This window comes from Devosia sp. Soil_C_22, from assembly GCF_057657195.1.
This window is the reverse complement of the sequence record NZ_JBDGIY010000001.1, coordinates 3,194,521-3,219,045: the sequence shown is the minus strand read 5'-3', so window position 1 is coordinate 3,219,045 and position 24,525 is coordinate 3,194,521. Positions and strand designations below refer to the sequence as shown.

Sequence of the window (24,525 nt, the reverse complement as noted above, 5' to 3'; positions counted from 1 at the left end):
GGCGATGGGCGACGGCACGACGCTCCTCGCCTTCTTCCTCACCTCGCTCGCCATCGAGCTGACGCCGGGGCCGAACATGGCCTACCTGGCGCTGGTGGGCGTGTCGCGCGGACGACGGGACGGCCTGATGGCCGTGCTCGGCGTGGCGCTGGGGCTGGCGCTGCTGGGCGCACTGGTCGGGGTAGGGCTGGGGTCGCTGATCCTCGAGAACCGGTTCGTGTTCGAGACCTTGCGCTGGGCCGGCGCGGCGTATCTCGTCTGGCTCGCCTATGACGGGTGGCGCGAGGCGCAACGGGAAGCCGACGCCACCGAGCTGCCGGACCGCGCCTTCACCTATTTCCGGCGCGGCTTTGTCACCAACCTCTTGAACCCCAAGGCGGCGCTGTTCTTCATTGCGGTGATGCCTGGCTTCGTGGTGGCCGACCGGCCCCTGCTCGGCCAGACGACGCTGCTCGTCGCCGTCTACGTGGCGGCGGCGACCCTCATCCACGCTGCCATCGTGCTGCTGGCGGCGACACTCCAGCCGCTGTTCGCCCGACCGGCGCTGCGCAAGGGCGCAGCGCTGGTTTTCGCTGTCGCACTGGTCGGCGTCGCGGTTTGGCTGCTGCTGAAGACGGGGTAGGGCCCGGCGCGCCAGCGCTCAGCGGTTTTTTTTGGGTCGTGATGTCGAAAACCCGATCGGCCGTTCGGCAATTTAGTGAGGGCGACATGCAATCGCGCTCCCGCGAAGAGCTGCACAGCCAAAGGAAGCATCATGACGACCACATACACATGGGATGTCTTTTCGAGCCTCGACGGGTTTGGCTCCCACCACGGCGACTGGAGTGGCTACTGGGGCAAGCAGGGCCCCGAACTGCTCGCCCGTCGTCTGGCCCTATATGAGGTGCCGCAACGTATGGTGTTCGGGGCCAATACCTTCCGCCTCAACATGCAGATGCTGGCCTCCGGCGGGCCAGACCCCTGGGTGGACCGGCTGAGACTTTTGCCGGCTACCGTGATTTCGAGCACCTTGCACGGGCCGCAGGATTGGCCGGATGCGACGGTCGCCAGCGGCGACGCAGTCGACGTCATCCGTCGCCTCAAGGAGCAGGGCACGCCGCTCCGTTCGCATGGCAGCCTGTCGCTGAACCGGGCGCTGATGGCGGCCGGACTGGTCGACCGCATCCAACTCACCATCTACCCGGTAATCACCGGCAAGACCGGTGACGCGCCGCTTTTCGCAGGTGCCGAGGATTTCGATCTCGATCTGCTCGAGCATCGGACGCTCGACGGTCGCACCCAGGAGTTGATCTACCGGCCGGTCCTCCACCGGTAGCGGCAGGCAATGCCGGGGCTTCATGCCCCGGCCGCCGCCCGCTCACCACGGGATCGTGGCATCTTCCCAGCGGGTGAACGTGCCCGTTGGTCCGTCCGGACCGAGCAGCGCCACCCGCACCACTTCGCGCGAGCCGTCTTCCAGCGTGTCGGTGCCCTCGAAATTGTTGAGGTTGGTGCTGGTGAAGCCGGGCGAGACCAGGTTCACCTTGATGCCGCTGCCCTCGAGCTCGATCATCATGGCCAGCGTGATACCGTTGAGCGCGGTCTTGGATGCGGCATAGCCCGGCGTGAAGTGGCTACGATAGCCGAAGGCCGGGTCGGCATTGAGCGTCAGCGAGCCGACGCCGCTCGAAACGTTGACGATCCGCGCATCCGAGGACAGGCGCAGCAGCGGCAGCATCGCCTGGTAGACGGCGAGCACGCCGAACACATTAGTCTCCCAGACGGCGCGCACCTCGTCCATCGGGATGACGCTGGCGAGGCTCGTGCGCGCATAGTCCTCGAGGTTCATCTCGCCCTTGCGGGTATTCGAGATTGCGGCATTGTTGACCAGCAGATCGAGGCGGCCGAACTCGGTGCGGATGCGCTCGGCGGCCGCGGCGATGGACGTGCCGTCGGTTACGTCGATCTGCAGCGGGATGGCGCCTTTGCCGATCTCGGCTGCCGCCGCCTCACCGCGCGCCAGGTCGCGCGAGCCGAGCAGCACGGTGACGCCGGCTTTCACCAGCTCCCTGGTCAGCTGGAAGCCGACGCCCTGGTTGGCGCCGGTGACAAGCGCGATGCGTTGATGGTCCATGATGGTCTCCTTCGGAAGTGTGGGGTCAGGCCGCAACGCGTTCGCCCAGCGGGCGGCGGCGCAGCGCGGCGGTGGTCAGCGCCGGCGGCTGGTAGTTGGCTTCGTTGATGCCGGCATCGACGCCGGGCGGCACGATCTGGTCGATGCGGTCGAGGATGTCGTCGCCGAGCCGGACTTCGGCGCCGGCGAGCAGATCGTCGAGCTGCTCCATGGTGCGCGGCCCGAGGATGGCCGAGGTCACGCCCGGATGCGCCATCACGAAGGCCATCGCCATGTGCGTCAGCGACATGCCGGCTTCGGCGGCCAGTGGCAGCAATTGCTCCACGGCCTCGAGTGCGTTCTCATTGCTCATCTGCCTGGGCATGAAACGGGCGCGCAGGGAATCGGGCAGCGGCTGGCCCTTGCGGTAGCGGCCGGTAAGCATGCCCTTCGATAGCGGGCTCCACACCATCACGCCCATGCCGTAGCGCTGGGCGGCGGGCAGCATGTCGCGCTCGATGCCGCGGTCGAGGATGGAGTAGGGCGGCTGCTCGGTGCGGAAGCGGGCGAGCCCGCGTTTCTCGGCCACCCACTGTGCCTCGACGATTTCCGAGACCGGAAAGGTCGAGGAACCGATCGCCCGGACCTTGCCGGCCCGGATCAGGTCGGTCAGCGCACCGAGCGTTTCCTCGATATCGGTGTCCGGGGTCGGGCGGTGGATCTGGTAGAGGTCGATATAGTCGGTCTGCAGCCGCTTCAGCGACGCCTCAACCGCCTGCATGATCCAGCGGCGCGAGCCACCCTGCTGGTTGGGATCCTCGCCCATCGGCGCGAAGAATTTGGTCGCCAGCACCACGTTGTCGCGCCGGCCCTGCAGCGCCTTGCCGACGATTTCCTCGCTCTCGCCATCGGAATAGCGGTCGGCGGTGTCGATGAAGTTTATCCCCGCATCGAGCGCGCGGTGGATAATGCGGGCGCCGTCCTCGTGGTCGGGGTTGCCCAGCTTGCCGAACATCATGGCGCCCAGCGCGTAGGGGCTCACCTTGATGCCGGTGCGGCCCAGCGTGCGGTACTGCATGTCACTCTCCTTCAGGAAATTCCGTCCCGCCCGTTGCCGCGAGGGCGGCCCGGTGTCATATAAACGGAACAGCATTCCGCATTCATATACGGAACAATGTTCCGTTTACAAGAGGACATGAGCGAATTGAGCACCGGCACGCCCGGCGACACCGATGACGCAGCTGCGAAGGCGGGCAGGCGCGCGCCGCGCGCCGATGCGCAGCGCAATCTCGAAACGCTGGTCGCGGCGGCGAAAACCGTGTTCGCCCGCTCGGGTGTCGACGCCCCGGTGCGCGAGATCGCCGAGGAGGCGGGGGTGGGCGTCGGGACGCTCTACCGCCACTTCCCGCAGCGGGTGGACCTGGTCGTCGCCGTCTACCGGCAGGCGGTCGATGCCGCCGCCGACGCAGCTCCCGGGCTCGCGGCGCAATATCCGCCCGGCGAGGCGGTGGCGCAGTGGATGCAGCGCTTCGTCGATTTCATCGGCACCAAGCGCGGTCTCGTCGCGGCGCTTCACTCGGGCGATCCGGCTTTCGCGACGCTGCCGGCCTATTTCCGCGAGCGCTTCATTCCAGCGCTGAAGGGGCTGCTCGATGCGGCCATCGCCGCTGGCGAGATGCGCTCGGGGATCGAGCCGGCCGATCTGCTCACCGCAGCGGCCAATCTCGCCCATGGCGATATCGAGCAGGGTCGCCGCATGGTGGCGTTGCTTGTCGATGGCCTGCGCCTCGGCGCGGGGACCGGGTGATTTCACCCTTCAGACGGCGTTAATGAACCGTTGGAATCGGCGGGCCGAAAAGGGAGGCAGGCTGTCCTATCGGCCATCGGCGGATGTTAGTCACCTCCATGTGCGTGCTTGCGCAGCCGCACTCGAGCGTCCACCTGTGGCTCGACCCGAGGATCTCCATATGCCCCGCACCATCAAGATCGATCTGTTCACCGACACCGTCTGCCCGTGGTGCCTGGTCGGCGCCGAACGGCTGGACCAGGCCATCGCCGCGCTGCCGGCCGATGTGACGGTCGAAGTCGAGAACCACCCCTTCTACCTCAACCCCAATACCCCCGAGGAAGGCATCGTCGTCGCCGACATGCTGCGCGAGCGTTATGGCCGCGACCCCAGGGAAATGTGGGCGCGCGTCGAAGGTGAGGCCAAGGCCTCCGGCATCGACCTCGATCTCAGCCAGCAGCCGCGTTCCTTCCCCACCCGCAAGGGCCACACGCTGGTCCGGCTGGCCAAGGCCAAGGGCACCCAGCACGCGCTCGCCAATGCCATCGCTTGGGCCTATTTCATGGACCACAAGCTGATCAACGATGACGAAGTGCTCGCCGACGTTGCGGTCGAGCACGGCTTCACCCGCGAGGAAGCGCTGGCGGCGGTGCGCGACGAGCGCGAGCTCGCCATCACCCACCAGCAGGCGATCGCGGCGGCGCAGCAGGGCATCCAGGGCGTGCCCTTCTTCATCTTCGATAACCAGTTCGCGGTCTCCGGCTGCCAGCCGCAGGACGTGTTCGAACGCGCCTTCGAGTTCGCCCTCGATCCGGAAAAGCTGGCTGCGGCCAAGGGCTGATCCAATCCCCGCCTCCCTCGTTCCGGGCTATTGTCCGTCGAGCGGGGAGACGGGTCATGCGAGAGAATAGCCAGCCGAACGAATTGAACGATCAGCGTTCAATTCGTTCAAAAAGAAAAACGCCGGCCCAACGGACCGGCGTCTTGTTCGGCGCTGTTCGCGCGATCAGTAGAGGGTTAGGCCCGAGAAGGCGACCGAGTAGTTGAGGCCGACCTGGCCCTGGATGGACCAGGGCTGCAGTGCGAAGCCCTTGCGCGAGCCGCCGATCAGCCAGTTGCCGCCGAGGCCGACGCCAAGCGTGGCTTCGGCCGAACCGCCGACATAGGTACCGGCCAGCGAACCGCGACCATATTTGGTATCAGAGGCCGAAAACACCAGCCAGGCGATCTGCGTGACGCCGGTCACGCCGATGTCGATGCCGAGCTTCTTGATGTTGCCTTCATAACGCTCGGCCTTGTGGCCGTCGCGCTTGAACGTGCAAGTCATGTCCTTGGACGAGCCGATGATGAACCCGATGCCCGGATCGACGGTGCAGCTGAGCACGCCGACGCGGACGCGCGTTTCGGCCTGGGCCGCGCCGGCAGTCATCAACATGACAGCGGCCGCAGCGGCGGCGATGATCTTCTTCATTGTGGAGTCCCCAATTGTTTGACGCTTTCGACCCTTATGGGCCTTCACTTTACTGTCTGCCACCAACGCCCGGAAGCCCTCCGATCGCGGCAGACAAAAAGAAACGCCGCCTTGTGAGGCGGCGTTCCTGAACCAGGTCTGAACAAGGCCGATGGCCTCGAATCCTACGGCCGCGGCGAGCGGGCAGCAGCAGCGGGGCTGGGCAGACCGCCTTCGCGCTGGGCGCGCTTGCGCGCCAGCTTGCGGGCGCGGCGCACGGCCTCGGCCTTCTGGCGGGCCTTCTTCTCGGACGGCTTCTCGTAGTAGTTGCGAAGCTTCATCTCGCGGAAGACGCCTTCGCGCTGGAGCTTCTTCTTCAGTGCGCGGAGCGCCTGATCCACATTGTTATCGCGAACAACTACTTGCAAGCGTAACCGCCCTTCGTGATCGTCAGTTTGTCTGGTGAAAGCGTCCCAAAGGGGCGCCGACCGGGCGAGCCGGTCAGTTCGTGGGCGGCTATATAGGCCAATCGGATGGGCTTGTCCACACCGCTTAGGCGGCGAGATCGCTCATTTTGCGCGCTTTTTGACGGCAACCCGGTTGATGTGGCCCATTTTTCGCCCCCTGCGCGCTTCGGCCTTGCCGTAGGCGTGCGGCTGCGCCGACTCGCCCAGGCGCTCGGGAATGGCGCCGATCTCGTCGCCGATCAGGTTCTCCATCACCACGTCGGCGAGCCGGGTGGGGTCGCCGAGCGGCCAGTTCAGCACGGCGCGGATATGCTGCTCGAACTGGTCGGTGATGGCCACGGCCTCGGTCCAGTGGCCCGAGTTATGGACGCGCGGGGCGATCTCGTTGACCAGCAGCTTGCCGCTCTCGAGCACGAAGAACTCGACGCCGAGCACGCCGACATAGTCGAGCGCGGTGGCGATCTCGGCGGCCAGCTCGATGGCCCTCTTCGTGGTCTTTTTCGGGATATCGGCCGGGACCGTGCTGGTCTTGAGGATATGGTCGCGGTGGACGTTTTCGGCCGGCTCGAAGGCGGCCACTTCGCCGGCCGCGTTGCGGGCGACGACGACCGAGATTTCCTTGGCGAAGGCAATGAAGCCCTCGAGCACGAGCGGCTTGGGGTTCAGCAGCTCCCAGGCGAGGGCGGCGTCCTCCATGTTCTTGACGATGCGCTGGCCTTTGCCGTCATAGCCGAGCCGCGTGGTCTTCAGCACAGCCGGGGTGCCGATCTCGTGCAGCTCGGCCTCGAGCCGGTCGAGATCGGTGATGGCGGCGAAGGGCGCGACGGGGATGCGGTTGATGGTGAGGAAGGCTTTTTCGGCCAGCCGGTCCTGCGCCACGGCCAGCGCGTTGGCGCCGGGGCGCAGCGGCTTCAGGTTCTGGAGGAACGCAGCGGTCTTGGCCGGGACGTTCTCGAACTCGTAGGTGATCACGTCGACGGCGGCGGCGAATTCGGCCAGCGCGGCCTCGTCATCATAGGCGGCGACGGTCTTGCGCGGGGTGACGTCGAAGGCCGGGCTGTCCGGATCCGGGCAGTAGATATGGGTCTTCATGCCCAGGCGTGCGGCGGCGAGTGCCAGCATGCGGCCGAGCTGGCCGCCGCCCAGAATACCGATGGTGCTGCCCTGCGGCAGGGGAGAAAGATCAGACATCGTCGGTTGGAAATTCCGGTATGGCGGCCGTCTGGTCGGCACGGAAATCGTCGAGCGCCGAAGCGATCTCGGGATCGGACAAGGCGAGGATGGCGGCGGCCAGCAACGCAGCGTTGATGGCGCCGGCGCGGCCGATGGCGAGCGTGCCGACCGGGATGCCCGGCGGCATCTGGACGATCGAGAGCAGGCTGTCCTCGCCGCCCAGCGCTTTGGTCTCGGCCGGCACGCCGAGAACGGGCAGGGGGGTGAGCGCGGCGACCATGCCGGGCAGATGCGCGGCGCCGCCGGCCGAGGCGATGATCACCTGAAAGCCCTCGGCCTTGGCGCCGCGGGCGAATTCATACATCCGATCGGGCGTGCGGTGGGCGGAGACGATGCGCGCCTCGTAGTCGATCTTCAACGCGTCCAGCGTCTCGGCGGCGTGGCGCAGGTTCGGCCAGTCGGACTGGCTGCCCATGATGATGGCGACGGGTGGCGAGGTCGGCACTTGGTTCCCCCGGGAAGGCGCGGCGCATGCCCTGATGGGTGTCACCCATAGGCAGGCGAGCCGGCGAGTGCAAGCGCTGCGTCAGGCAGCGTCGGGCGGAGCGTCGAGCCCGCAGGCGAGGGTATCGAGCAGGTCGCGGTCGGCGAGCTCGATCGAGCCCTCGGGCAGCCCGAGAATGCGGTCGATCACCGTGCCCATGTAGTTGAGTTTCACCATCAGCTCGCGTGCCAGCCGCTCGAAGGTGAAGCGGTCGCGGGTGAGGTAGAGCTCGGTGATGAGGTCGCGGTTGCCACTCAGCAGATGGATGATGGTCTCGGCTGCGTTTTCCGGATCCGGCGTGTCGAAGGTCTGTTCAGCTACGCCCTCGACGATGATGCGGGTGAGGATGGGGCGTACGACGCCGTTGACGGCGCGGTGAGTGCGCTGGAACAGCGCTATATTCTCGGGCCGGAACAGCGGCTCGAAGGTGGCGCGCAGCTCGGCGGCATTGCGCAGCTTGTGGCCGCGCATGGTTTCGAGAAAACCGATCAGCCGCGCAAAGGGATCAAGCGTAGGGTCGTCCAGCACGTCATTGGCGAGGGCCGCAGTCTGCTGGGCGTAGCGGCAGGCGAGGGCCTCGAGCAGGTCCTCCTTGGCCTCGAAATGATGGTAGAAGGCACCCTTGGAGACGCCGACTGCCGCGATGATGTGGCTCACCGAGGTCGCATCGTAGCCCTGGCTGGCAAAGAGCTGCTGGGCGACATCGAGGATCTCGTCACGGCGGGCCGGAGCGGCCTTCACGATTCGCGGAAACGGCATGCGTCAACCCTCCCAAGGGCCCCAACCGACCGACAGTCGGTTTGCGATTAACATAGGATAGGGCGAAGGTTCAACGGCTGGGTTGTCGCGGGGGTGGCGGTCGTAGGGGATGCGGATGCACGGAATGTCACCCCTGCGAAAGCAGGGGCCAATTCCCAGCCCACGCGAGCGGCGACATGGATCCCTGCTTTCGCAGGGATGACAGTCGGTGAGGAGGCACTCTTGTGCGCAGCGAGGTTGGCGCTAAGCGATAATGTCGGGCAGCAGGATGTTCTCGAGCTGGGTGATGCGGTCCTTGAGCGCGAGCTTTCGCTTCTTCATGCGCTGGATCAGCATCTGGTCGGAATAGCCGGAGGTGGAGAGGGTGTGGATCGCCGCGTCGAGGTCGGCGTGTTCCTGACGCTTTGCCGCCAGCTCGAGGCCGAGCGCGGCCTCCTGTTCCTTGGTCAGCGGCAGCATGGCGGCGGTCTGATTTCCCCTCGCACACGGCTCTCAAGCCATTACCGAGGGATACTCGATCACCCTGGCCTTTGCACCTGCTTTTCCACGGATCGCGGGGTGTTGCACCGTTGCCATGTCGACATCGTGCGAATTTTTTGTGACGATGCTCCTCGCCGAATATGTGGAAGAGGAGTTGTCATGACGACTGAAGGCCACATCGAGTCGCTGGAGCGGCGTCACCGCGATCTCGATCGGAAAATAGAAGACGAAATGAGCCATCCCAGCCACGATGACCTGTTCGTCGCGGCACTCAAGCGCAAGAAACTGGAGATCAAGGACGAGCTGGCGCGACTGCAGTCAGCCTGAGGAAGCGACCCACACGCGCGAGCCAGGGCCACGGCAGTTGCCGCGGCCTTTTTTATTGCTCGAAGGCCGGAGGTCGAAAGTCGGAGTTCGGAAGTCGATGGGGTTAGGTCCCGACCTTCGACTTCCGAATTCCGACTTCCTCACACGAAGTCGTTGATCTCGAACCAGTAGCCGTTCGGGTCCTGCACGAACACCGCCCGCATGCCGTCGGGACGGACGTTCACCTCGCCGAGATCGCCCTTCATGTTGGAGAAGGGGACGCCGAGCGTCCGGAAATGGGCAAGCACGGCGTCGAGATCGGGCGCCGACAGGGCGAAATGGGTGCGCTTTTCCACATGGGTGCGGCTGAGGTCGCCGGCCTGGATGTGAAAGCGCTGGCCGTTACCGAACTCGAACCAGCGAATCTCGGTGCCGCCCATGGGGTTGGGCACGGCGCGCACCTGCAGCACCTCGGTGAGGAAGCGCTCCGTCTCGTCGAGGTCGCGGACGAGCAGAGCGATGTGGTCGAGGCGGTAATCGATGCTCATCGCAACCCTCAGGCGGTGGCGCCGGTGAAGAATACGCCGACAAAGCCATCATAGATCAGCTTCAGCGACAGCACGAATACCAGCCAGTAGGTGAGCTGGTAGAAGCGCTTCACCGATATCCGCCGCACCGCCCACACGCCGGCGAACACGCCGGCGATCGCCACCGGCACGAGGAAGGCGCCGTGGGTGAGGTTGGAGACGTTGATCTGGCCGAGGAAGAAATAGGGGACGAGCTTGGCCGTGTTGACGATGGCGAAGAAGAAGGCCGTCGTGCCGGAATATTTCACCGGATCGAGGCGCTGCGGCAGCACGTAGATCTGGAAGGGCGGGCCGCCGGTATGGCTGATGAAGCTGGTGAAGCCCGCAAAGCCACCCCAGAAGATGCCCCATGGCCGCGATGGCGGCAGGCCTTCGAGGCGCTTGCGCAGGGGCAGCAGCGCGTCGAGCACGAAGAGCAGAGTGATGACGCCGACGAACAGCAGCACCATGGCGTCGCTCACCACGGTCCACAGAGCCCAGCCGATCAGCGTGCCGATGGCCGCGCCGGGCAGCATGATCCTCAGAATGTGCCAGTCCGCATCCTTGCGATAGGTCCAGACGGCGATGGCGTCCATCACCAGGAGCAACGGCAGCAGCATGCCGGCGGCGTCTCGCGGCTGCATGCCGCCCAGTACCAGCAAGGGCACGGCGACCATGCCAAGGCTGCCAAGCAGGCCGGACTTCGAAAGGCCGACAATGAAGACGGTCAGGACCGCAACGGTCCAGAAAAGCGGACTATCCATGAGGAGAAAGGGCCGAAAGGAGGGAGGTGGAGCTGTTCACCGTTTCGCGGAAACGCTGAATTGCTCCAGTTGTTGAGTGTCGCGCTTCCGAGCCAGAAAAGTCTGCAACTTTTCCTGGAAACGCTCCTACTGGGACGGTCCAGCAGCCTTCTTGTCAATATCGACGGAGGTCTCGTCCCCGGCTTGCTGGGCGCTATCGCGGTCGGCGCGCATCACCGCATCCAGCATCTCGGTCGAGCGGCGGACGAAGCCGATATAGGCGTCCTGGTCGTGGCGCACGGCATAGCTCTCGCGCAGCATGCGGGTATCGTGACGCTCGAACGCGTCGGCGGCGCGCCGGGCGCGCGCTTCATCCTGGCCGAGCGCGATCAGCGCCTGCTCGCCCAGCCGGATGGCGGCGCGGAAGGTCTCGCGTTCGATGACATGGACCCCGAGCGCCATCAGGTCGTGGGCGTGGCTGCGGTCGACGGCGCGAGCAGCGACGATCACGTCGGGGAAGTTGCGGCGGATGATCTCGGCGATGCCGAGAATACGCGAGCCGCCGGCCACGGCGATGATGATCATCCTGGCCTGGTCGGCGCCCGCAGCGCGCAGGATCTCGACGCGTCCGCCATCGCCGTAGAACACCTTGACGCCGAAGCGCTTCACCAGCTCGATCTGGGCCGGATCGTCGTCGATCAGCGTCATCTCGAAGCCGTGGGCGCGCAGCATGCGGGTCACGATCTGGCCGAAGCGGCCATAGCCGAGCACGATAACCCTGTCGTGCGGATCGGCGACGTCCGGTCCGGGCGGCAGATCGGCTTCGTCGGTCTCGGCCTTGGCATTGAGGCGCGGCATCCACAGACGATCGAAGAGAAAGAGCAGGAACGGGGTGGTCGCCATCGAGAGCGCGACCACCACGGTCAGCAGTTCGACCTCGGGGCCGGAGAGATTGCCGGCGGTGCGGGCGAATTGCAGGACGACAAAGGCGAACTCGCCGGCCTGGCTCAACAGAACCGCGAGCAGCAGGCGCTCGGCGACGTGCATGCGAAAGAAAGTCGCCAGCACGAACAGCACCACCATCTTGAGCCCGATCAGCGCAACGACCAGCGCGAGCACGATCAACGGCTGCTCGAGCACGACGGAAAAGGCAATCGACATGCCGACCGAAATGAAGAACAGCCCCAGCAGCAGGCCTTTGAACGGCTGCAGGTTGCTCTCGAGCTCGTGGCGATATTCGCTGTCGGCGAGCAGCACCCCGCCGAGGAAGGCGCCGAGCGCGGGCGACAGCCCAACCGACTCGGTGCCGAGCGCGGCGCCGACGACCAGCGCCAGGGCGAAGGCGGTGAAGGCTTCGGGCACGCGGGTGCGAGCAAGCCAGCTCATCAGCGGCCGGATGACGAAGCGCGAGCCGAGCAGGGCAGCGCCGAAGGCACCGACGACGACGAGGGCCAGCCACCAGTCGATCGGGTTGTCGACGACCCCGAGCACTTCCTCGCCCAGCGACTCCACCGGGGCGCCGCCCATGGCCGCAAGCAGCGGAATAAGCGCCAGCACGGGGATCACCGCCACGTCCTGCACCAACAGGATGGCGAGTGAGGCGCGGCCCGTATCGGTCTTGGTGATGTTGCGCTGATCCACCGATTGCATGGCGATGGCGGTGGAGCTCATGGCCAATGCCATGCCGACGATAATAGCCGGCGCCCAGGCAAAGCCGACGAGGCGGAAGAGCAGCGCGATAACCACGGCCGTGCCAATGAACTGGGTGATACCCAGGCCGACGACCTTGTGACGCATGCGCCAGAGCTCGGAGGCGTCGACCTCGAGGCCGATCAGGAACAGCATCATGACGATGCCGAAATCGGCGACCGAATGGATCATCTCGCTGTCGGAGACGAGGCCGAGGCCATAGGGACCGATCAGGATGCCGGCGGTGAGATAGCCCAAGATGGTGCCGAGCCCCAGCCACTTGAACAGCGGCACAAGCAGAACCGCGGCCGCGAGCAGCACGAAGATCGCGAGCAGCAGGTTGCTTTCCATCTAAGGCCTTGTGCGCCCCCCGGCGCGTTCCAATCAACGCAAATGTTATGCGCGACGGAAGGGGCGGCTGTCATCCCCGCTGAAGCGGGGATGAGCCATGTCCGCCGGGAAGTCGAAGGGGCTTCGCCGCTCGGGCCTACTCGTCGTCCTGGTCGTTGCCCTTGAGCGACTTGAGGCTCGCGAAAACGGAGTCGGCATCGATCTCCTCCTCGCGCTCGGGGCGCTCGCTGGTCTCGCCCTCCTCGGCCTGGGCGGCGCCGCGATTGGCGCCGGCCAGCGCTTCTTCGGCGGTGAGCAGCATGGTGCCTTCCTCGGGCACCTCCGAGGCGGCGCCCTTGGAGGCGCGGCTCACCTCGAGGTCGAGGTCGATCTGGCTGGCGAGGCCCAGCGTCACCGGGTCCATCGGGGTGATGTTGGCGTTGTTCCAGTGCGTGCCCTCGCGCACCGAGTCGATGGTCGACTTGGTGGTGCCCACGAGGCGCATGATCTGGGCGTCCTTGAGCTCGGGGTGGTTGCGCAGCAGCCACTTGATCGCGTTGGGGCGCTCGTTGCGGCGCGAGATCGGGGTGTAGCGCGGGCCCTTGCGCTTGGGCGCGGCGACGCGAACCTTGGGCTCGCTCATCTTCATGCGGTAGTTCGGGTCGGCCTCGGCCTTCTCGATCTCCTCGCGGGTGAGCTGGCCGTTCTGAACCGGGTTCACGCCCATGATGCCGCTGGCAACATCGCCGTCGGCGACGCCCTGCACTTCCAGGGGGTGGAGCCCGCAGAAGGCGGCGATCTGCTCAAACGAGAGCGAAGTGTTGTCGACCAGCCAGACGGCGGTTGCCTTGGGCATCAGAAGGGGCGTGGCCATGATGAAAATCTCCTTGAGGCGCGGCCGGGTCTTCCTCCCGATCCGCCCCGCCTCGTGGTTCACGATGAGGGGGAATAGCTGCCTATATACGTGGCCGCTCAGGCCGATTCAATCGGATTGTCGCTATCGGCAACTGTCTCTCCCCAGCGGGTGACGAGGATCAGCTTGCCGTAGTTGGAGGATTTCTCGAGTTCGACGTGGCCGCGCGACGCTTCGGCGAGAGGCAGGGCGCGGATTCGCGGCGCGATGAAGCGGCCATCTTCCAGCGCCGGCCAGACATTCTGCTTCAGGCTCGCGGCGATGGCCGTCTTCGCCTCGCGCGACTGCGGGCGGAGAGTCGAGCCGGACAATGTGAGCTGCTTCATCAATATCAGCGCGCCGTTGATCTCTGCCTTGGCCCCGCCCTGGCTCGAAACCATCACGACATGGCCGAAGCGGGCGGAGGCGCGGATATTCTTGTCGAGCGCCTCGCCACCGACGATATCAACGACGCGATCAACGCCATTGCCGTCGGTGAACGATAATGCGCGGGCAACGAAATCCTCGCTGGAGCGGTCGATCACGTCGGTGGCGCCGATCGAGCGGACATAGTCCGCTTTTTCGGCATTCGAGACGATGGCGATGGGGTTGGCGCCGGCGATGCGCACGCGGTTGATCGCAGCGCCGCCGATGCCGCCGGCAGCGCCGTGGATCAGCACGTGCATGCCGGCGGTGAGACCGGCGCGCATGACGAGGGTCTGCTCGACGGTGAAAACCGTCTCGGGTAGGGCGGCGCCGGCCAGCATCGACCAGCCGCGAGGCAGCGGCAGCACCTGGCCAGCCGGCACCGCGACATACTCGGCATAGCCGCCGCCATGGGTGAGGGCGACCACGGAATCGCCGACGTCAAAGCTCGTGACGCCTTCCCCCAGCGCGGCAATCTCGCCGCCGACCTCGAGGCCGGGAAGTGGTGAGGCATCGGGTGGCGGGTTGTACGTGCCCCGGCGCTGGCCGAGATCGGGGGCGTTGAGCCCGGCCGCGGCGACACGGATCAGCACGTCGCCCGGGCGAGCCTGCGGCACGGGTAGGGTGACGGGCTGGAGCATCTCGGGGCCGCCGAAGGCGGTGATGGCGATGGCGGTCATTTCGGCGGGTATGGGCATGCCCTAGCTAGGCGCGACCGTATGCCGGTGGCAAGCCGTTGATTGGTCAGGGTTGCACCGCATGCTGAGGGGGCTAGAATTGGGTGCAAGAAGAAGACCGGGGAGACGACGATGTTCGACGACGATCAGATCAAGCGCCCCAAAGGTCACGAAGTGGGCATGCCGATCGACACCATGTCGGTCGAGGAGCTGGGTGACCGGATCGAGCTGTTGAAGCAGGAGATTGCGCGGCTGGAAGCGGCTATCTCCGCCCGGCAGAAGACCCGCTCCGAAGCGGATTCGCTGTTCAAGTTCTGAGGCGGGACTGGTCTTCGAACTCGGCCGCAGCCTAGCCTTACCCTCGATTGTCATCCCTGCGAAAGCAGGGATCCAACTCACCCCCGTGCCAGCTGATGGATGGACCCCTGCTTTCGCAGGGGCGACAGCCGGTGTGCGTCGCTAGGCAATGCCGCCCGCCGTCCACCAATCGGCAAGGTTAAGAAAGCGAGTCCTGTTAACCTCGAATTAACAGATCGGCGTTAACCTCCAACTCATCCAGTGTTCTGGATTTTGCAGAGCGGTTTCTCCCTCTGTTTGACGCCTCCCTGTTAACTTTCGAGAGCCGCTTCCGCGGCTCTTTTCTTTTTGCGCAATCGCTCCTGTTAAGCCAAAGGCAACGGGGCAGGGCGCAAAACACGGGGGTTCCGGCCGCTCGGCGGCCCATCTCGGCGAGCATCAGGCGTGGACGAGTCTCACAAGCAAGCAGCAGTTGCGATCGGCCCGCGCATTGTCGCCTCGGGGGGCGGTTTCGACACGCTCTACCGCGAGGGCATGGCGCTGATCGAGGAGGTCGCGGCCTATCTCGATGGCGAGGGCCGCGGCGAAAGCCAGAGCCTGCCGCGGGAAGCGTCCTTCCTCTATGCAACCGAGAGCATGCGTCTCACGACGCGGCTCATGCAACTCGCCAGCTGGCTATTGCTCCAGCGCGCCGTCAACGAAGGCGAACTCACGCCCGAGAGCGCGCGCGCCGAAAAGGAGAAGGTCCGGTTCTCGGCCACGCCCAGCGAACGCGGCGGCCCCGGCTTCGTCGATCTGCCCGAACGACTGCGCGGCTTTATCGCCAAGGGGGATCGTCTGTTCGAGCGCGTGCAGCAGTTCGACAAGCTCGAACGCGGCGGCGTTCCGGACTATGCGCCGAGCGGCGCGAATGGTATCGCCGACCAGTTGGCTCGGCTCAAAGCTGCATTCGGGCGGTTGCGCGAAGAGGGCTGAGCCGCAGCGAGGCGGAGGCTCAGATGACTGAATTGACCGGCGGATGCTTGTGCGGCGGAGTTCGCTACGCCTATGCGGGGGAGCTTGGTTCGGCCGGCTACTGCCATTGCGAGGATTGCCGGCGCGTCTCGGGCAGCGCGTTCGGTGTCAGCCTTAGTGTCACGGCAGATGGCTTTCGCATCACGAAGGGCACACCCAAGGGGTTCACCAAGGCCGGCGATAGTGGCCGCCCGGTGACGCGGTATTTCTGCCCCGATTGCGGTTCGCCGCTCTACACCCAGCCGCCGCTCCACCCGGATCGGGTATTCATCAAGGCCGGCAGCCTCGATGATCCTTCGATCGTCACGCCGGTGCGGCAGGCCTGGACCCGCTCGCGCGTCGAGTGGGCCGAGATCGATCCGGCGATCGAGAGTTTCGAGCAGAGCCGGGGCGGATAACAGAAAGCCCGGCGCAGTAGCCGGGCTTTTGTGACGTGTCGGGTGCGCTCGAGCTTAGAAGCCGAGGCCCTTGAACTTGTCCTTGAAGCGGGTGACGCGGCCGCCGCGGTCCATCAGGTTGCCCTGGACACCGGTCCAGGCGGGATGGGTCTTGATATCGATGTCGAGCTGCAGCGTGTCGCCTTCCTTCCCGTAGGTCGAACGGGTCTGGTAGGTGCTGCCATCGGTCATCACCACGTTGATCATGTGGTAGTCGGGATGGATGTCGGCCTTCATGGCGCTTGCCTCAAATCAAACGGGCGCCGCTGCGCCCGGTAAACTGAATTCGGATTGGCGGCGTACATAGAGAAAAACCCGGCGACGCGCAAGGGCGTGACAGCCCAGCTTGTCGCATTGAGCCATTTCACGTTGCGGGCAGGGCTTCGGCTGCCTATACCGGGGCCACTTTGACGAGCAGGTCGACATATGGCTAGGCGCGAACCGGGCAAAATGGGGCTCCGCCCGATCCGGCGGCTCATCCCGTTCGTGTTCCGCTATCCATGGCGGCTAGGCCTCACCTGCGGCTTCCTGCTGCTGTCGACGATCTCGTCGCTGATCATCCCGTCACTCGCCGGCCAGATCATCGACAAGGGGTTTGTCGAGCAGAATCTCGAAAAGGTCGGCCAGTACGGGCTTGCCGCCATCGCAGTGGCGCTGGTCATGGCGCTGGCGAGCGCCGGGCGCTTCTATTTCATCTCGCTGTTGGGCGAGCGCATCCTCACCGATCTGCGCCGGCGGGTGTTCGAGCACATGCTGACGCTCGACTCGCGCTTTTTCGACCTGCACCGGGTGGGCGAGCTCACGGCGCGGCTCAACGGCGACGTGGCGACCATCCGCGGCGCCATCGGCACCAGCCTCTCCATCATGCTGCGCGGCGCGCTGACGCTGATCGGCGCGGTCACGCTGATGTTCCTCACCAGCCCGTATCTGGCCCTCACGGTGCTGGTGGTCGGGCCGCTGATCATCATTCCGGTCGTGCTTTATGCGCGTCGGCTGCGCCGCATGTCGCGGCGGGCGCAGGACACGCTGGCCGACATGTCAGCCATGGCCACCGAGGCGCTGGGAGCCTCCAAGACGATCAAGAGCTTCGTGCAGGAGCCGGAGCAGTCGCGCCTCTATGGCGAGCGGGCGGAGCAGTCCTTTAATGCCGAGGTGAACCGACTGGGCGCGCGCGCGGTGCTGCTGGGCGGCATCCTGTTCCTGTCGACCACGGCATTGGTCGTCCTCGTCTGGTGGGGCGCCAGCGCCGTGTTCCAGGGCATGGTCACCGTCGGCGAGCTCACGCAATTCCTGATCTACGCGCTGATGGCCTCCAACGCGCTGACCAGCCTCGCCGATATCGCCGGCCTGCTGCAGACGGTCGCCGGCTCGACCGAGCGGCTGGTCGAAATCCTCGATACCGAACCGGCCATCAAGGCGCCGGCCAATCCCAAAGCGTTGCCGGAGCCACCACTCGGCACGATACGGTTCGATGGCGTCGGCTTCAGCTACGGCACGCGCGACGGCGACGTGGTGATCCACGACATGGATTTCGCCATCGCCAAGGGCGAAACGGTGGCGCTGGTGGGTGCCTCCGGCGCCGGCAAGTCAACGATCTTTGCGCTGACGCAGCGCTTCTACGACGTGACCTCGGGCAGGGTGTTGGTCGATGACGTCGACGTACGCGACGTCGATCCGCAACTGCTGCGCCGGCGCTTCGCCTATGTCGAGCAGGAGCCGACGATCTTTGCCGGCACCATCGCCGACAATATCCGCTTCGGCCGGCCCGAGGCGAGCTTTGCCGAGGTCGAAGCCGCTGCGCGCGCCGCGCTGGTGCACGACTATGTGGTCGAGCTGACCAACGGTTACGATTCGATCGTGGGCGAGCGCGGCGTGATGCTGTCGGGTGGGCAGAAGCAACGCCTCGCCATCGCCCGCGCCCTGCTCAAGGATGCCCCGATCCTGCTGCTCGACGAGGCGACCTCCGCCCTCGACGCCGAAAGCGAGCGGCTGGTGCAGATGGCGCTCGAACGGCTGATGCGGGGCCGCACCACGCTGGTCATCGCGCACCGTCTCGCCACCATCCGCGACGCCAACCGCATCCTGGTGCTGGAGAAGGGCCGGCTCATCGACAGCGGCACGCATGACGAGCTGGTCAAGAAGGGCGGCAAGTACGCCGAGCTGGCCAAGTTGCAGTTCCGGACGGAGCTGCGGCCGGCGGCGGAGTAGGAAGTGGAAAGTAGAAGGTAGAAGGTAGAAGGTAGAAGGTAGAAGGTAGAACGGCGCGAAGCGGGGGCTCGGCGTGTCAGAACGGACGGTACTCAGGTCGTATCGTGACCTACTTGTATGGTCGGCAGCCGTTGAGCTCGCTGTGGCCTGCTACGCAGCGACGAAGCCTTTTCCGCCCAGCGAAGTCTACGGGATGACGTCGCAAATCCGACGTTCCGCGGCATCTATTGCGGCAAATATCGCCGAGGGCTATGGCCGCGACGGCCCGGGGCACTTCCAGCAATTTCTGAAGATTGCACAAGGCTTGCTCAAGGAGTTGGAGACCCACCTGATCATCGCGTCACGTGTCGGCTTGCTGAGCGATCAGCAGCGGGACCCGCTCCTAGCGCAATGCGACGAGATCGGACGAATGCTCAGCGCCCTGATCCGAAAGACGGTAGCCCGGACCTAGCTACCTTCTAATTTCTAACTTCTACTTTCTCGTTCACCCATCCGTCAGCTTGAACTCGATACGCCGGTTTCTCGCAAAAGCCTCTTCCGTTTCGCCGGCATCGATGGGGCGGCTGTCGCCGAAGCCGGCGGCGACGAGGTGCTGGGCGGGGATGCCCTGCTCGACGAAATACTTGGTCACCGCGATGGCGCGGGCAGCCGAGAGCTCCCAGTTGGAGGGGAATTCCGGGGTGTTGATCGGACGCTTGTCGGTGTGGCCGTCGATGCGCAGCACCCAGTTCACGTCGTTCGGGATCTGCGCCTGCAGCTCCCTGATAGCCGTCGCGAGCTGCGCCACCGCAGCCTGTCCTTCGGGCGAGATGATGGCCTCGCCCGGTGGGAACAGGACTTCCGACTGGAACACGAAGCGGTCGCCGACGATGCGCACATCGGTGCGGCCCTCGAGGATCTCGCGCAGCTTGCCGAAGAAGTCGGAGCGATAGCGGCTCAAGTCCTGCACGCGCTGGGCCAGCGCCAGGTTGAGGCGCCGGCCAAGGTCGGCGATCTGGCCGCGGTTCTCGACATCCTTGGTTTCGGAGGCCTGCAGAGCCTCCTCAAGCGCGCCGATCTGGGTTCGCAGCGCGGCGAGCTGCTGGTTCAGCAGCGCCACCTGTGCTGCCGCCTCGTTGGAAATCTCGACCTGGGCATCGAGGTCGCCCTGCAGGGCGGCGATCTGGCCGTCCTTGCCGTCGTCGCCGGCATCGATGCCGGCTAGTTGGGCCATGGCGCGGTCGCGCTCGTTGGTGGCCGTGGTGAGCGTCGCCGAAAGTGTCGCGATGGTCGATTCGAGGTCCGAGGAATTGCCGCGCTCGAGCTGCAGCAGATCGGTCAGCTCGGCGATCTGGGCGTTCAACCGGCTCATCGCGTCGTCTTTGCCGGAGATTTCCTGGCCGAGGAAGAACTGGCTCAGCATGAACAGCGAGAGCAGGAAAATGATCACAAGCAGCAGGCTCGACAGTGCGTCGACGAAGCCGGGCCAGACATTGGCGGCTTGCGAGCGGCGGGAGCGGGCGAGGGCCATGGTCAGCGCCTCCGGCTAGTTCGGCCGGCGATCGGAATCGGCTTCCCGCAGCATCGCTTCCATCAGCTGCTGCAGCTTCCGGTTGGTCTCGCCCTGCTGGATGATGTGCCCGCGCAGGTCCTCCTGCTCGGCTCGGATATGCTTGACCAGCCCGTCGATGCCGCGGGCCAGCTCGGCCATGGCGCGGATGGCGTTCTGCGAGGAGTTGGAGTTCTGCAGCGTCGAGCCGAACTGCGCCAGCATGGCGCTCATTTCGTCGCCGGAGAGGCCGAGGCCGGTGGCCTGCATCTGGGTGATCGGATGGTCGAGCTCGGTCATCGAGGTCATCCAGTCCTCGAGGTCGGTGTAGAAGGCGTTCTGCGCCTGGCTCGCCTGCAGATCGAGGAAGCCGAGGATCAGCGAGCCGGAGAGGCCGAGCAGCGACGCCGAGAAGGCCGTACCCATACCGCCAAGCGGGGCCGCGAGGCCTTCCTTGAGGTTGGTGAACAGCGTGGCCGTATCGCCCGCGGTTGCGTCGAGCGCCTGGATGGTCGAGGCGACATGGGTCACGGTTTCGAGCAGGCCGTAGAAGGTGCCAAGCAGGCCAAGAAAGACCAGCAGGCCAGTGAGGTAGCGCGAGGTGTCCTTGGCTTCATCGAGGCGGTTGCCGACGGAATCGAGGATCGAGCGCATCGAGGACGGCGTGATCACCGCCTCTCCGAGCCGGTCGCGCAAGAGATTGGCCACGGGAGCAAGGAGCCGCGGCTGGGTCGAGGGAATGCGGCCTTCCTGCAGCGAGTTCACCCAGTTGATCTCGGGAAATAGCCGCAGCACCTGCCGGATCGACAGGATGATGCCGACCGCGAGGGTCAGCAGGATCAGCGAGTTGATGAATGGATTGGCCCAGAAGAAGACGATGAGCTGGGTGGCGAGGATCGCGGCAACCAGGGCAATCAGCACCAGAAATACCACGATCTTGACCAGATAGACCGCAGGGCTCGCAAGACGGTACGGGTCGTAGCTCTGCGACATATCGCTGCCTGTGGTCGGGTTCATTATGCGGGACAATAATGTGCTTCGGCAAACCCGTGCAACGGGTCCGACCCTGGGGTGACGGTTAACCCCATGAAATCCCGGCAATGCGGCGACAGGGCGGCGCTATCTTGCGAGCGCAGCCGAGAATTGCGGGATCAGCTGGTCGAGCGCATAGGGGATCGACACCACGGACGCCGTCGAGAAGGCGAGGTTGTCGAGAATGAAGGCTCGGCCAGCAGCGATCGAGGGCAGGGTCGAAAGCGTCGGGTTCTCAGCTTCGAGTTCGGCGAGGCTGCGCCCGAAGGGATAAATCACCGTGATGTCGGCATCATATTCGGGGAGCAGTTCGGCCGAGACGCTGAGGCTTGAGGTATCAGCCGGCATCTCGGCACCCGGAATAGGGGAGAAGCCGACGCCGTACAGCATGGTGTTGACGATGTGCCGCGAGGAATAGGTGCTGATGCCACCTGGATAGATGTCGAGATAATTCGCCGTCCTGCCGGCAAACTGGGGATGGGCGGCCTTCTGGGTGGCGAGGTAGCTGTCGAGCTGCTGCAGCAGCGCAACGCCGTCATCGTGCCGACCCAGGGCGTCGGCGATCAGCTGGGTGGTCTGCTGCACCGTAGCCTCCCAGGCGATGGCGTCCCTGGGCAGACCTATGGTCGGCGCAATGGCGCTGAGCCGGGCATAGATGTCGGCATCGCCGCCTGAGTTGGCAAAAACGATCAGGTCCGGCTCAAGTGCGGCGATGGCCTCGTAGTTGTACTCGCGGCCGCCCCACACCACCGGCGTGGCGTCGCCGAGCAGCTGTTCGGACCACGGGCCGACGCCCGTTTCGAAGCCGTAGAGCGAGTGAATGCCGACCGGGACGACACCGAGGGCCAAGAGCGTATCAGCATCGCGATCGATCATGGCCACGACGCGTTGTGGCGGCGCGGGAATGGTCGTGGTGCCCTGTGCGTGCTCGACGGTCAGCGGGAAGGACTGCGCGAATGCGGGCGCTGCAGCAAGCAGCGTGTACGCCATGGCGAGGATCAGGACGAAGGGCTTGGCGACCAGATGCATGGGCAACTCCTCGAGACTTTCGAGGAGCTACAATTCATGATTTATCAAGTCAACTTATCAGTTGACCGCCTTCACGATCTTCAGCAGCTGGCCCTGGATGGTCTCGTTGCCCGAGATCACCTGGCCGTTCCACACCGAGCCGGTAGTACCGGCGTAGTCGGTGGTGGTGCCGCCGGCTTCGCGGACCAGCAGCATGCCGGGCGCCACGTCCCACGGCTTGAGCCCGGCTTCCCAGTAGCCGTCGAACCGTCCGGCGGCGAGCCAGGCGAGATCAGTCGAGGCCGAGCCGGTGCGGCGGATGCCTGCGACGGCTGGCGTCACCTGCGCCAGCTGCTTCAGCTGCAGCACATCGAGCGAGCGGCCCTGCGAGTTGATGCCGGTGACGACCACAGCGTCGGCGAGGTGCTTGCGATTGGCGACACGCAGGCGCTTGCGGTCGTTGAGCCAGGCGCCGCCGCCCTTTTCGGCGGTATAGAGCTCATCCATCACCGGATTGAAGATCGCAGACGCGACGATCTCGCTACCGCGTTCGAGCGCGATGGCGACCGCGAACATCGGGATGCCGTGGAGGAAGTTGGTGGTGCCATCGAGGGGGTCGACGATCCAGCGATGTTGGCCGTCCGTGCCCTGCACCTCGGTACCCTCCTCGCCGAGGAAGCCGTAGGTCGGGCGGGCCTTCTGCAACTCCTCGAACACGATCTGCTCGGCGCGGCGGTCGGCATTGGAGACGAAGTCGGCCGGGCCTTTCAGCGAGACCTGCAGGTTCTCGACCTCGCCGAAATCCTTGGCGAGCGATCGGCCGGCCTTCATTGCGGCCTGGACCATGATGTTCAAAAGCGCCGAGCGCATGGGACAAACTCCGCGCGAAAGGGACGGGGCGAAAGGGAAGGGCCGCTATCTGCCCGAGATTGAGGCCAAGCGCAAGCGCTGCTAGTTGGCGCTAGGCGTAGGCGCCGGCGTCTGGGGCGCGGCGGTCTCGGCGACCTGGGTCGGTGGCGCGGATGGCCAGAAGCGCGCGCGCTCCTCGGCCTTGGCAATCATCTCGGCAGGCGCACTGGCGAGGAGCTTGTCGAGTTGCTCGTCCTTGAGCCCCTGGCGGCGGGCGAGGGCACGGTACATGGCGGCACTCTCGGGATCGGCCTTGGCCATGCCTTCGCCGACGGCAAGCAACTTGGCGTAACGATTCTGCGCCACGGCGTTGCCGGCCTCGGCGGCCCGTTGGTACCACTGCGCCGCGCTAGTCTTGTCGGCGGTGACGCCCCGGCCGAGATAGAGCATCGTCGCGTATTCGATCTGGGCGGCGACCATGCCATCCTCGGCGGCGAGACGGAACTGCTCGGCGGCGGCGGCAGGGTTGGGGGCAACGCCAGCGCCTTCGATGAGCATGCCGGCGTAGTCGTAGCGCGCTTCCGGCACCCCTGCCTCCGCGGCCTCGCCGATCAGCTGCGCCGCCTGGGTCAGGCTCGGTTCGGCGTAAAGGCCTTCGACATGCAGCAGGCCGAGATTGTACTTGGCCATGATGTTGCCGGCGTCGGCGGCGGTCCGGAACAGCTCGGCCGCGCGCTTGCGATCCTTGGCGACGCCGGTGCCCTGTTCGTAGAGCATGGCCAGCTCGAACGTCGCGAGTGCATCGCCATTCTTGCTGGCGAGCTGATACCAGCTGGCAGCCGAAGCGGCGTTCTCGGGCACACCCAGGCCGTTGGCGTAGATCTGGGCGATCAGCGTCTGCGCCTTGGCGTCGCCGTCGCGCGCGCGGGGCAGGGCGAGCTCGAGCGCCGTAAGGTAGTAGCCGCGCTGGAAGGCGCCATAGGCGACATCGACCTTATCGCCGAAAATCTGCTCGCTGATCGACTGCGCGTTCTCCGGCTCGATACCCTGCAACTCGGTCGGCACGGGACCGATCGGCAGTTCCTCGAACGACATGTTGTCGGGATAACGCATGCCCTCGGGGCGCAGGTCCTCGATATCGGTGCGCCCCTGCTGCGCCGCGGCTGGCTGCGTCAGGACGGCGGCGATAAGCAGCAAGCCGGCGAGGCGGAGCATCATTGGGCCGCCTCCGCTGCCGCAAGCGGCAGGCCGATGAACTCGCAGCCCTCGGCATCATAGGTGGCGGCAGTCGCATGCGGATCGGAAAGGACGCTCGGCACTTCCATGGTCTCGGCCCACCAGCGCGCCATTTCGCGCTCGGGCTCGCTTATGGTTCCGGAAAGCGGCCCAAATAGGATGTAGTCGATGCCCAGTTCGCCCTTGTCCATGGCGTCGTCACGCGAACGGATATCGCCTACGCCAACGATCAGGTCGGGTTTCAGCGCCGAGACCGCCTCCTTCACCGCCATGATGCCGCCGGACACGTGCAGGCCATCGGCGCCGAGCATCCGGACAATGCCCGGCTCGCCTTCGACCAGTACCGCCGTGCCCTTGCCCTGGGCCAACGGCACGATGGTCTTGGCGAGCGCCTTGTAGGCATTCTCGCTGAGGTTGCCCCGGGGCAGCAGCAAAGCGGCGACCTCCTGGGCGGCGAGCGCGGCCTCGAGGGCGGGCTTCAGCCGATCGGCGGGGAGGTCGGTGGGGAGGATGAGATAGATTTCGGCGGACATGGC

General features: G+C 65.5%; 30 protein-coding genes. 10 read left to right on the top strand and 20 right to left on the bottom strand.

Annotated elements, in window-relative coordinates; translation table 11 throughout:
- Positions 1-4 precede the first annotated feature (4 nt).
- Complete coding sequence (locus AC3A6I_RS15600; RefSeq protein WP_487544666.1) at positions 5-622, top strand: LysE family translocator; 618 nt, start codon at positions 5-7, stop codon at positions 620-622.
- Between the two features lie 132 nt (positions 623-754).
- Positions 755-1,315 carry a dihydrofolate reductase family protein gene (locus tag AC3A6I_RS15595; RefSeq protein WP_487544665.1) on the top strand — a complete coding sequence of 187 codons (561 nt, stop codon included), beginning with the start codon at positions 755-757 and terminating at the stop codon, positions 1,313-1,315.
- A gap of 42 nt (positions 1,316-1,357) precedes the next feature.
- On the opposite strand, the gene AC3A6I_RS15590 is transcribed toward AC3A6I_RS15595, so the two are convergent.
- Positions 1,358-2,113, bottom strand: coding sequence for an SDR family NAD(P)-dependent oxidoreductase (locus tag AC3A6I_RS15590; RefSeq protein ID WP_487544664.1), 756 nt, complete (start codon positions 2,111-2,113; stop codon positions 1,358-1,360).
- Between the two features lie 25 nt (positions 2,114-2,138).
- Positions 2,139-3,170: an aldo/keto reductase gene (locus AC3A6I_RS15585; RefSeq protein WP_487544662.1), complete on the bottom strand. Its 1,032-nt coding sequence runs from the start codon at positions 3,168-3,170 to the stop codon at positions 2,139-2,141.
- Between the two features lie 117 nt (positions 3,171-3,287).
- On the opposite strand from AC3A6I_RS15585, the gene AC3A6I_RS15580 reads away from it, so the two are divergent.
- Both AC3A6I_RS15580 and AC3A6I_RS15575 read left to right on the top strand, forming a co-directional pair.
- Entirely contained in the window at positions 3,288-3,899 is a 612-nt protein-coding gene (locus AC3A6I_RS15580) for a TetR/AcrR family transcriptional regulator (RefSeq protein WP_487544661.1), read from the top strand.
- 160 nt (positions 3,900-4,059) lie between these two features.
- Positions 4,060-4,719: a DsbA family oxidoreductase gene (locus AC3A6I_RS15575; protein ID WP_487544659.1), complete on the top strand. Its 660-nt coding sequence runs from the start codon at positions 4,060-4,062 to the stop codon at positions 4,717-4,719.
- Positions 4,720-4,884: 165 nt separating this feature from the next.
- Here the strand turns inward: AC3A6I_RS15575 and AC3A6I_RS15570 are convergent, their stop codons facing one another.
- From AC3A6I_RS15570 to AC3A6I_RS15545, 6 genes are all read right to left on the bottom strand, one after another.
- A complete protein-coding gene (locus AC3A6I_RS15570; RefSeq protein ID WP_487544658.1) occupies positions 4,885-5,349 on the bottom strand; it encodes a DUF992 domain-containing protein in 465 nt (154 codons plus the stop codon).
- Between the two features lie 164 nt (positions 5,350-5,513).
- On the bottom strand, positions 5,514-5,756 hold the full coding sequence (rpsU, locus tag AC3A6I_RS15565; RefSeq protein ID WP_487544657.1) for a 30S ribosomal protein S21: 243 nt from the start codon (positions 5,754-5,756) through the stop codon (positions 5,514-5,516).
- A 141-nt stretch (positions 5,757-5,897) separates the two neighbouring features.
- Positions 5,898-6,986: a 5-(carboxyamino)imidazole ribonucleotide synthase gene (locus AC3A6I_RS15560; protein ID WP_487544656.1), complete on the bottom strand. Its 1,089-nt coding sequence runs from the start codon at positions 6,984-6,986 to the stop codon at positions 5,898-5,900.
- Positions 6,979-7,443, bottom strand: a complete 465-nt coding sequence (gene purE, locus AC3A6I_RS15555; RefSeq protein WP_487545042.1) for a 5-(carboxyamino)imidazole ribonucleotide mutase — start codon at positions 7,441-7,443, stop codon at positions 6,979-6,981. The genes AC3A6I_RS15560 and purE overlap by 8 nt, the downstream gene beginning before the upstream one ends.
- 111 nt (positions 7,444-7,554) lie before the next feature.
- Positions 7,555-8,271, bottom strand: coding sequence for a TetR/AcrR family transcriptional regulator (locus AC3A6I_RS15550; protein WP_487544655.1), 717 nt, complete (start codon positions 8,269-8,271; stop codon positions 7,555-7,557).
- Positions 8,272-8,514: 243 nt separating this feature from the next.
- Positions 8,515-8,730, bottom strand: coding sequence for a YdcH family protein (locus AC3A6I_RS15545; RefSeq protein WP_487544654.1), 216 nt, complete (start codon positions 8,728-8,730; stop codon positions 8,515-8,517).
- Between the two features lie 180 nt (positions 8,731-8,910).
- Here AC3A6I_RS15545 and AC3A6I_RS15540 point away from each other — a divergent pair, with 180 nt between their 5' ends.
- The gene (locus AC3A6I_RS15540; RefSeq protein ID WP_487544653.1) at positions 8,911-9,078 is read left to right on the top strand and encodes a YdcH family protein; all 168 of its coding nucleotides are present in this window, start codon (positions 8,911-8,913) and stop codon (positions 9,076-9,078) included.
- Positions 9,079-9,218: 140 nt separating this feature from the next.
- Here the strand turns inward: AC3A6I_RS15540 and AC3A6I_RS15535 are convergent, their stop codons facing one another.
- The 5 genes from AC3A6I_RS15535 to AC3A6I_RS15515 all read right to left on the bottom strand — a co-directional run bounded on the left by AC3A6I_RS15535 (position 9,219) and on the right by AC3A6I_RS15515 (position 14,401).
- Positions 9,219-9,605 (bottom strand): VOC family protein, encoded by a 387-nt coding sequence (locus AC3A6I_RS15535; protein WP_487544652.1) that lies wholly within the window; start codon positions 9,603-9,605, stop codon positions 9,219-9,221.
- Positions 9,606-9,613: 8 nt separating this feature from the next.
- The gene (locus AC3A6I_RS15530; protein WP_487544651.1) at positions 9,614-10,387 is read right to left on the bottom strand and encodes a sulfite exporter TauE/SafE family protein; all 774 of its coding nucleotides are present in this window, start codon (positions 10,385-10,387) and stop codon (positions 9,614-9,616) included.
- A 126-nt stretch (positions 10,388-10,513) separates the two neighbouring features.
- Positions 10,514-12,406: a monovalent cation:proton antiporter-2 (CPA2) family protein gene (locus tag AC3A6I_RS15525; protein ID WP_487544650.1), complete on the bottom strand. Its 1,893-nt coding sequence runs from the start codon at positions 12,404-12,406 to the stop codon at positions 10,514-10,516.
- 136 nt (positions 12,407-12,542) lie between these two features.
- Positions 12,543-13,259 carry a DUF1013 domain-containing protein gene (locus AC3A6I_RS15520; protein ID WP_487544649.1) on the bottom strand — a complete coding sequence of 239 codons (717 nt, stop codon included), beginning with the start codon at positions 13,257-13,259 and terminating at the stop codon, positions 12,543-12,545.
- 98 nt (positions 13,260-13,357) lie between these two features.
- Positions 13,358-14,401, bottom strand: coding sequence for an NAD(P)H-quinone oxidoreductase (locus tag AC3A6I_RS15515; protein WP_487544648.1), 1,044 nt, complete (start codon positions 14,399-14,401; stop codon positions 13,358-13,360).
- Positions 14,402-14,512: 111 nt separating this feature from the next.
- On the opposite strand from AC3A6I_RS15515, the gene AC3A6I_RS15510 reads away from it, so the two are divergent.
- From AC3A6I_RS15510 to AC3A6I_RS15500, 3 genes are all read left to right on the top strand, one after another.
- Positions 14,513-14,698 carry a DUF1192 domain-containing protein gene (locus tag AC3A6I_RS15510; RefSeq protein ID WP_487544646.1) on the top strand — a complete coding sequence of 62 codons (186 nt, stop codon included), beginning with the start codon at positions 14,513-14,515 and terminating at the stop codon, positions 14,696-14,698.
- 423 nt (positions 14,699-15,121) lie between these two features.
- Positions 15,122-15,652 (top strand): protease adaptor protein RcdA, encoded by a 531-nt coding sequence (rcdA, locus tag AC3A6I_RS15505; RefSeq protein WP_487544645.1) that lies wholly within the window; start codon positions 15,122-15,124, stop codon positions 15,650-15,652.
- A 23-nt stretch (positions 15,653-15,675) separates the two neighbouring features.
- Positions 15,676-16,089, top strand: coding sequence for a GFA family protein (locus AC3A6I_RS15500; protein ID WP_487544644.1), 414 nt, complete (start codon positions 15,676-15,678; stop codon positions 16,087-16,089).
- A gap of 54 nt (positions 16,090-16,143) precedes the next feature.
- Here the strand turns inward: AC3A6I_RS15500 and rpmE are convergent, their stop codons facing one another.
- Complete coding sequence (gene rpmE / locus AC3A6I_RS15495) at positions 16,144-16,365, bottom strand: 50S ribosomal protein L31 (protein WP_487544642.1); 222 nt, start codon at positions 16,363-16,365, stop codon at positions 16,144-16,146.
- 189 nt (positions 16,366-16,554) lie between these two features.
- Between rpmE and AC3A6I_RS15490 the strand changes: the two genes are divergently transcribed.
- Positions 16,555-18,336 carry an ABC transporter transmembrane domain-containing protein gene (locus AC3A6I_RS15490; protein ID WP_487544641.1) on the top strand — a complete coding sequence of 594 codons (1,782 nt, stop codon included), beginning with the start codon at positions 16,555-16,557 and terminating at the stop codon, positions 18,334-18,336.
- 73 nt (positions 18,337-18,409) lie between these two features.
- The gene (locus AC3A6I_RS15485) at positions 18,410-18,787 is read left to right on the top strand and encodes a four helix bundle protein (protein WP_487544639.1); all 378 of its coding nucleotides are present in this window, start codon (positions 18,410-18,412) and stop codon (positions 18,785-18,787) included.
- Between the two features lie 33 nt (positions 18,788-18,820).
- Here the strand turns inward: AC3A6I_RS15485 and AC3A6I_RS15480 are convergent, their stop codons facing one another.
- The 6 genes from AC3A6I_RS15480 to AC3A6I_RS15455 all read right to left on the bottom strand — a co-directional run bounded on the left by AC3A6I_RS15480 (position 18,821) and on the right by AC3A6I_RS15455 (position 24,522).
- Positions 18,821-19,846, bottom strand: a complete 1,026-nt coding sequence (locus AC3A6I_RS15480) for a peptidoglycan -binding protein (protein WP_487544638.1) — start codon at positions 19,844-19,846, stop codon at positions 18,821-18,823.
- Positions 19,847-19,861: 15 nt separating this feature from the next.
- A complete protein-coding gene (locus AC3A6I_RS15475) occupies positions 19,862-20,881 on the bottom strand; it encodes a flagellar motor protein MotA (RefSeq protein WP_487544637.1) in 1,020 nt (339 codons plus the stop codon).
- Between the two features lie 102 nt (positions 20,882-20,983).
- The gene (locus AC3A6I_RS15470) at positions 20,984-21,925 is read right to left on the bottom strand and encodes an ABC transporter substrate-binding protein (protein ID WP_487544635.1); all 942 of its coding nucleotides are present in this window, start codon (positions 21,923-21,925) and stop codon (positions 20,984-20,986) included.
- A gap of 57 nt (positions 21,926-21,982) precedes the next feature.
- Positions 21,983-22,774: an inositol monophosphatase family protein gene (locus AC3A6I_RS15465; RefSeq protein WP_487544634.1), complete on the bottom strand. Its 792-nt coding sequence runs from the start codon at positions 22,772-22,774 to the stop codon at positions 21,983-21,985.
- Between the two features lie 81 nt (positions 22,775-22,855).
- Positions 22,856-23,971, bottom strand: a complete 1,116-nt coding sequence (locus AC3A6I_RS15460) for a tetratricopeptide repeat protein (RefSeq protein WP_487544633.1) — start codon at positions 23,969-23,971, stop codon at positions 22,856-22,858.
- Complete coding sequence (locus tag AC3A6I_RS15455; RefSeq protein WP_487544632.1) at positions 23,968-24,522, bottom strand: thiamine phosphate synthase; 555 nt, start codon at positions 24,520-24,522, stop codon at positions 23,968-23,970. The genes AC3A6I_RS15460 and AC3A6I_RS15455 overlap by 4 nt, the downstream gene beginning before the upstream one ends.
- Positions 24,523-24,525 lie beyond the last annotated feature (3 nt).

What these genes read in the sequence shown, in the direction of transcription:
- AC3A6I_RS15600 (WP_487544666.1), top strand. Translation starts at nt 5, where the DNA reads ATGGGCGACGGCACGACGCTCCTCGCCTTCTTCCTCACCTCGCTCGCC.
- AC3A6I_RS15595 (WP_487544665.1), top strand. Translation starts at nt 755, where the DNA reads ATGACGACCACATACACATGGGATGTCTTTTCGAGCCTCGACGGGTTT.
- AC3A6I_RS15590 (WP_487544664.1), bottom strand. Translation starts at nt 2,113, where the DNA reads ATGGACCATCAACGCATCGCGCTTGTCACCGGCGCCAACCAGGGCGTC.
- AC3A6I_RS15585 (WP_487544662.1), bottom strand. Translation starts at nt 3,170, where the DNA reads ATGCAGTACCGCACGCTGGGCCGCACCGGCATCAAGGTGAGCCCCTAC.
- AC3A6I_RS15580 (WP_487544661.1), top strand. Translation starts at nt 3,288, where the DNA reads ATGAGCGAATTGAGCACCGGCACGCCCGGCGACACCGATGACGCAGCT.
- AC3A6I_RS15575 (WP_487544659.1), top strand. Translation starts at nt 4,060, where the DNA reads ATGCCCCGCACCATCAAGATCGATCTGTTCACCGACACCGTCTGCCCG.
- AC3A6I_RS15570 (WP_487544658.1), bottom strand. Translation starts at nt 5,349, where the DNA reads ATGAAGAAGATCATCGCCGCCGCTGCGGCCGCTGTCATGTTGATGACT.
- AC3A6I_RS15560 (WP_487544656.1), bottom strand. Translation starts at nt 6,986, where the DNA reads ATGTCTGATCTTTCTCCCCTGCCGCAGGGCAGCACCATCGGTATTCTG.
- purE (WP_487545042.1), bottom strand. Translation starts at nt 7,443, where the DNA reads ATGGGCAGCCAGTCCGACTGGCCGAACCTGCGCCACGCCGCCGAGACG.
- AC3A6I_RS15550 (WP_487544655.1), bottom strand. Translation starts at nt 8,271, where the DNA reads ATGCCGTTTCCGCGAATCGTGAAGGCCGCTCCGGCCCGCCGTGACGAG.
- AC3A6I_RS15545 (WP_487544654.1), bottom strand. Translation starts at nt 8,730, where the DNA reads ATGCTGCCGCTGACCAAGGAACAGGAGGCCGCGCTCGGCCTCGAGCTG.
- AC3A6I_RS15540 (WP_487544653.1), top strand. Translation starts at nt 8,911, where the DNA reads ATGACGACTGAAGGCCACATCGAGTCGCTGGAGCGGCGTCACCGCGAT.
- AC3A6I_RS15535 (WP_487544652.1), bottom strand. Translation starts at nt 9,605, where the DNA reads ATGAGCATCGATTACCGCCTCGACCACATCGCTCTGCTCGTCCGCGAC.
- AC3A6I_RS15530 (WP_487544651.1), bottom strand. Translation starts at nt 10,387, where the DNA reads ATGGATAGTCCGCTTTTCTGGACCGTTGCGGTCCTGACCGTCTTCATT.
- AC3A6I_RS15525 (WP_487544650.1), bottom strand. Translation starts at nt 12,406, where the DNA reads ATGGAAAGCAACCTGCTGCTCGCGATCTTCGTGCTGCTCGCGGCCGCG.
- AC3A6I_RS15520 (WP_487544649.1), bottom strand. Translation starts at nt 13,259, where the DNA reads ATGGCCACGCCCCTTCTGATGCCCAAGGCAACCGCCGTCTGGCTGGTC.
- AC3A6I_RS15515 (WP_487544648.1), bottom strand. Translation starts at nt 14,401, where the DNA reads ATGCCCATACCCGCCGAAATGACCGCCATCGCCATCACCGCCTTCGGC.
- AC3A6I_RS15510 (WP_487544646.1), top strand. Translation starts at nt 14,513, where the DNA reads ATGTTCGACGACGATCAGATCAAGCGCCCCAAAGGTCACGAAGTGGGC.
- AC3A6I_RS15500 (WP_487544644.1), top strand. Translation starts at nt 15,676, where the DNA reads ATGACTGAATTGACCGGCGGATGCTTGTGCGGCGGAGTTCGCTACGCC.
- rpmE (WP_487544642.1), bottom strand. Translation starts at nt 16,365, where the DNA reads ATGAAGGCCGACATCCATCCCGACTACCACATGATCAACGTGGTGATG.
- AC3A6I_RS15490 (WP_487544641.1), top strand. Translation starts at nt 16,555, where the DNA reads ATGGCTAGGCGCGAACCGGGCAAAATGGGGCTCCGCCCGATCCGGCGG.
- AC3A6I_RS15480 (WP_487544638.1), bottom strand. Translation starts at nt 19,846, where the DNA reads ATGGCCCTCGCCCGCTCCCGCCGCTCGCAAGCCGCCAATGTCTGGCCC.
- AC3A6I_RS15475 (WP_487544637.1), bottom strand. Translation starts at nt 20,881, where the DNA reads ATGAACCCGACCACAGGCAGCGATATGTCGCAGAGCTACGACCCGTAC.
- AC3A6I_RS15470 (WP_487544635.1), bottom strand. Translation starts at nt 21,925, where the DNA reads ATGCATCTGGTCGCCAAGCCCTTCGTCCTGATCCTCGCCATGGCGTAC.
- AC3A6I_RS15465 (WP_487544634.1), bottom strand. Translation starts at nt 22,774, where the DNA reads ATGCGCTCGGCGCTTTTGAACATCATGGTCCAGGCCGCAATGAAGGCC.
- AC3A6I_RS15460 (WP_487544633.1), bottom strand. Translation starts at nt 23,971, where the DNA reads ATGATGCTCCGCCTCGCCGGCTTGCTGCTTATCGCCGCCGTCCTGACG.
- AC3A6I_RS15455 (WP_487544632.1), bottom strand. Translation starts at nt 24,522, where the DNA reads ATGTCCGCCGAAATCTATCTCATCCTCCCCACCGACCTCCCCGCCGAT.